We start from the raw sequence: 1149 nt of genomic DNA on the forward strand, positions 1-1149 counted from the left end.
GCTGCCGCCGGGCGTGGTGACCACGACCGGGACGTTGCCGGGCGCTGCACCCGCCGGGACGATGCCGGTGAGGAGGGTGCCGGAGGGGTGGATCGAGATGCTGGTGGCGGCGTTGGCGCCGAAGGTGACGGTTGCGCCGGTCAGGTTGGTGCCGGTGATCGCGAACGGGTTACCACCCGCGAGGGGCCCGGTGAAAGGAAACGGGACGAAGGTCGAGACCGTGGGCGCGGGTGCAAAGTAGGTGAAGGTGGTGGTCGCGCTGCCGCCGGGCGTGGTGACCACGACCGGGACGGTGCCCGCGGCCCCCGGCGGCGTGAAGCCGGTCAGGCTCGTGCCCAACGCGTTGACGGTGACTCCGGTTGCCGGGATGCCGTTGAACGTGACCGTCGCACCGGTCAGGTTCGCGCCGAGGATGGTGAACATGGTGCCACCGGTCGTGGGCCCCGAGGGCGGGGTGAAGGAGCCGATCACCGGGGGCGCCGGGGGGCCGATGTAGGTGTAGGGGAGTGAGTTGGTGGGGCCCTTCGGTGTGAAGGCCACGACCAATACGGTCCCGGCCGCGTGGGCCGGCGCGATGACCGTGACGGTGTTCTGGGTCGGAAGGCCGACTATCGTCGCCGGTATCCCGTCGAAGGTCACCAAAAACGTGCTCTGCAGGTTGGACCCGAGGAGCGACACCGTGTTGCCGCCGGTGGTCGGGCCGTTGTTCGGCGTGAGCGCGACGAGCTGGGGGAAGTGCGGCCCGTGCCCGCCGCCACCGGGCCAGCCCCCGCCGGGTCCGGGCCAGTCGCCTCCGCCTTGCACGATCGCCTGCACCTGCGGTTGAAGGGGTGTGGACATGGAGCTCTCCTTGCGGGGTCTGGGTGGAACGGCGGCTGGTTGCCCTCGGCCGTATCGTCTCGGCCAGGACAACTTCCGCTATGTGAGGGCGAGTTGGGGGGACGCCCCGACCAGGAGTGCTGGTCGGGGCGTCCGGTAGGCGGTACGGGCTCACACGTACGTGAACAGGAGGGGGAAGGAGCTGCCTCCTGGGGTGGTGACGACAACGAACGCGGGGCCGACTGCTCCCGGCGGGGTGGTGCCGGTGAGGGAGAGGCCACCTGGGGCGACGACGACCCCGCCAGCGGGGACGCCGTTGAAGGTGACGGT

Annotated in this window: 1 protein-coding gene; it reads right to left on the bottom strand. The window is 70.8% G+C overall.

The features are described 5' to 3' along the window. The coding region (locus tag AOK16_RS15380) for an IPT/TIG domain-containing protein (RefSeq protein ID WP_079101417.1) at positions 1-840 on the bottom strand (840 nt) is incomplete at its 3' end. Positions 841-1149: the final 309 nt, after the last annotated feature.

The organism is Streptomyces pathocidini, assembly GCF_001418495.1.
Classification (GTDB): domain Bacteria; phylum Actinomycetota; class Actinomycetes; order Streptomycetales; family Streptomycetaceae; genus Streptomyces; species Streptomyces pathocidini.